Source organism: Acinetobacter sp. YH12070, assembly GCF_013419625.1.
Taxonomy (GTDB): Bacteria; Pseudomonadota; Gammaproteobacteria; order Pseudomonadales; family Moraxellaceae; genus Acinetobacter; species Acinetobacter amyesii.
Genome location: NZ_VOZT01000115.1, coordinates 1 through 3,408, shown reverse-complemented (window position 1 = coordinate 3,408; position 3,408 = coordinate 1). Strand labels below are relative to the sequence as shown.

Annotated in this window: 4 protein-coding genes; 3 read left to right on the top strand and 1 reads right to left on the bottom strand. The window is 30.0% G+C overall.

Translation table 11 applies throughout. From position 1 onward, the window contains the following. Positions 1–325 precede the first annotated feature (325 nt). From FTU17_RS17030 to FTU17_RS17020, 3 genes are read left to right on the top strand one after another with little or no spacing between them, the layout of a single operon-like run. Positions 326–1,402, top strand: coding sequence for a hypothetical protein (locus tag FTU17_RS17030; protein WP_120376076.1), 1,077 nt, complete (start codon positions 326–328; stop codon positions 1,400–1,402). Continuing rightward, a complete protein-coding gene (locus FTU17_RS17025; protein ID WP_068976125.1) occupies positions 1,395–1,730 on the top strand; it encodes an STAS-like domain-containing protein in 336 nt (111 codons plus the stop codon). The genes FTU17_RS17030 and FTU17_RS17025 overlap by 8 nt, the downstream gene beginning before the upstream one ends. Next, positions 1,727–2,194, top strand: coding sequence for a hypothetical protein (locus FTU17_RS17020; protein ID WP_068976124.1), 468 nt, complete (start codon positions 1,727–1,729; stop codon positions 2,192–2,194). The genes FTU17_RS17025 and FTU17_RS17020 overlap by 4 nt, the downstream gene beginning before the upstream one ends. A gap of 33 nt (positions 2,195–2,227) precedes the next feature. Here the strand turns inward: FTU17_RS17020 and FTU17_RS17015 are convergent, their stop codons facing one another. Continuing rightward, the gene (locus FTU17_RS17015; RefSeq protein WP_166135743.1) at positions 2,228–2,977 is read right to left on the bottom strand and encodes an SH3 domain-containing protein; all 750 of its coding nucleotides are present in this window, start codon (positions 2,975–2,977) and stop codon (positions 2,228–2,230) included. Between the last annotated feature and the right edge of the window lie 431 nt (positions 2,978–3,408).

Here is a 3,408-nt window from a genome sequence, read left to right as displayed (position 1 = left end):
TTGGGTTTTGAATAAATTTAAGAATGATGAATCTTTTAAACATCAATGGGCTGATTTTGAGCAGTTTTTAAGTGCGGAAAGTAAGACAGAAGAAAATAGACAGAAAGATAAAGAGCTTTTTAATGATCTTTTTAAGGGATAAGTTCTAAATTTCATATAAGAGATTTTATGTTAAATAGCTATTGAAGCATTTGGGTTAGGTCGAGCCAGAGATACTATTTTCATTAAAATAAACATATACTTAATTTTTTGTTATTTATAATTTTTTATGAAACGACTGAGCTTAAAACAGAAAGTTAGAAATATGCGTATACAGGAAATACGTATGATTCAACGAATCAAAAAAAATAAAAAAAATAAAAAAAATTGTAGAACTGGTGAGGAGCAACTTAGAACAATAATTACTTTACCAATGCCTCCATTTATCACAATATTTTTGAACAAAAATAGAACTAAGTTATTGAAATTAACAAATAAATTAAGAGATTATTATTTTAGAAAAAATATATGTATGAAATTAGACTTTTCTAAAACAAAAAAAATGTTTACGGAAGGAACTCTATATTTATTAGCAGAATTAGAAACTTTGAAAATTACAAATCCTGATATTAAATTTAGCCTAATTCCATCAAAAGAAGTTATTGTTAATCAGGTTCTTAAACAAACAGGAATATTAGAACTACTAGGAGTATCTCTTAATTTTGAAGACATGGAATTTGATGAAACAGTCAAGTATTGGAAATACTCGTCTGGACATAAGGTTGAGATGGATTCTGCTGAAGATATGTTAGATGATTTTGATGATCTTCTATCTGAAAGTAGTAGTACTAGTATATTTAACAGTATCACTGAAGCCGTAACTAATTGTCATCACCATGCATATTTGGAAAAGAGATTCATCAATGATCCTATGAAAGCAAAGAAATGGTGGATATTCTCCCAAGAGAAAGACAACAAGCTGTCTATTTGTGTGTGTGATTTAGGTATAGGCATTCCTAAATCTCTACTGAGAAACTCAGAGAATGTTGCTGAAGATTGGTTTTCAAGTCTTAAAAATTTCTTGAAATCGCATAAAGAAAAATATGATAGAGATAGTGCATCGATTAAAGCGGCTATTGAAATTGGCAATACAAGAACAAATCTTGTTAATAGAGGCAAAGGCTTAAATCAAATTATTAATCAAATAAGTACACTTTGTGATCACAAAGCATCTATTGCTATTCTAAGCAATAAAGGATCTTATATTATTAATAGAGGTATGATTGAAGATCGGCCTTTAACAGGTATAGTAGATGGGTTCTCGTTACCATATAAACAATCAATAGATGGAACCGTAATCCTATGGGAAATCCCTATTGATAAGCAGATCTCCGACAACGCTTCAGGAGCATCTCATGAGTAAAAGTGTTATGAAAATCAATGTAGCAAGACAATTCTCAAAAAACCCTGCGGGGCGCTATGTTTCTGATGGTAAAAATTCAGGAGAGGTTTTTTTAAAAAATCTGTTAATTCCTGCTATCACTACCCATGATGAGGTTGAAATTGATTTTGATGGAGTTAGAGGATATGGATCTTCTTTCTTAGAAGAAGCTTTTGGTGGATTAATTCGTTTAACAGGTATGAGTGTTAATGAGTTTAAAGCTAAAGTAAAAATTCTCAGTAGAGATCCCTACCTGTTACCTGAAATTAATAGTTATGTTCAAGATGCTGATAGAGCTTTTGCTAAGTGATAGCTGATATTTTTAAAACATATTTTCTGCCATTACTACCATCCTTATTAACCATATTAGGATGGTATATAGTTTATAAAAGAGATAACACATCTAAAGCTAATACCATTCACAATAAAAGAATTGAGGCAGCACAGAAAACTATTGATGAGATAGCAGCATCAGCAAAGACTTATTATTCTTACTCAGGTAGCGATGAAGAAGCTAAAAAGTTAGAACCTATTCTTACAACAAGTTTACAGAAACTTGGTGTTTATATCTCTTTGGTTAGTGACCAACTAAAAGATGATGGTCAAAAACTAGATTTAGAAATTAATTTTATTGAATTTAGAAAGATAATTTCTGGTGGTAATTTTGGAACTTTATCTAGGCAAAAGATAGGAGCTGACAATCAACTTTACAATGATATCAACATGATTAGTAACGACTTATTTTTAAGTTTAGAAAAAAATCTAAAAATCTAAAAATAAATTTCATGCTTATCGTAGAGCATTAGTCTATTTGTCATCGACAGCTAAAGAAGAGTTAAAATCATATTTATTTTTAACTCTTTTTATATAAACTTCAGATACATACCCTTCAAGGTCTATATTATTTATATTCACAGAAACTTTAACCCATCTATTCGTAACTTCTTTATATACTTTCAAAGGTGTATTTCTAGGAATAACAATAATGGATTCACTTTGAAAACTTGGAGCCTCTCTTAAATGAATGCGTGAAATAGTTATACCTTTTGATTCAATATTATTCACATAGTAAATATAAGCTTCTTTAAAGTCGGAAGTTGTTTCTAAGTTATTTATATGAAACGTAAAAATAATAAATATAAATTGTAGAAAGAAATTTAAAAACCTACTTTTCTCTTCTTCGGTTTCAAAAGATTGAAGTTGCTCCGAAACATTAATTTCATCACGAATACTTTCTTCAAAAAAAGTAAAATTCTCTGTGTTAGCAATTTTCTGGTTGTTAATGTAGTTTTTTTGAAAATTTTGACTGTTTACAATCTCTACTACTAACTTTTGGAAATTTTGTAGATTTTTTTGAACTACTGGATCATTTAAGTATTTGTTAAGTGCTATAGAGGCATTTTGGATACCTATTAATGTTTGTTGTACTTCAGGCTTTTTAAAAAAAGCAATAAGTCCTGTTTGAGCATTTATTAGAGTTTGATTAATTATTTGAATGTTTTTTTGCCATTCAGGGTTATTAGTCAGTTTTTGAATTTCACTCAGTGGAATAGACAATTTTATGCTTCCTAAACTTAAAGACAATTATCAATGTTTTCTAAAATTAACATAATACACGTTATACGAAGTTCCAAAAATGAGCTTAATCCAATGATTTAAAATATTTTTTTAATAAAAAAAGCCCGACATCCTGTCGGGCTTTTTCGTATTGGTTCGCTTGGCATAACTCCTGTCGTGCCGCCGATCCTTGTGCGATTATTTATTTTTATTCTGCGGAACATCCTGTTCTCTTATGACTTCATGATATTGAATACAAGGGATTGTGAACATCCGCAAAATCCCTAAATTCATGTGCGCTCAGGCGTACAAAATTGGTGAATTTTTATCCCAAGAGTTGTCCGCAGAAATTGGGGATAGTTTCGGGATGGGGCGCATTGATAAGCCAGAGAAAAATGACAATTTGATTAAATATTGATCAATTTTATTGG

Bases quoted from the DNA above. Each gene is read 5' to 3' on its own strand.
- FTU17_RS17025 (WP_068976125.1), top strand. From the start codon at position 1,395: ATGAGTAAAAGTGTTATGAAAATCAATGTAGCAAGACAATTCTCAAAA.
- FTU17_RS17030 (WP_120376076.1), top strand. From the start codon at position 326: ATGATTCAACGAATCAAAAAAAATAAAAAAAATAAAAAAAATTGTAGA.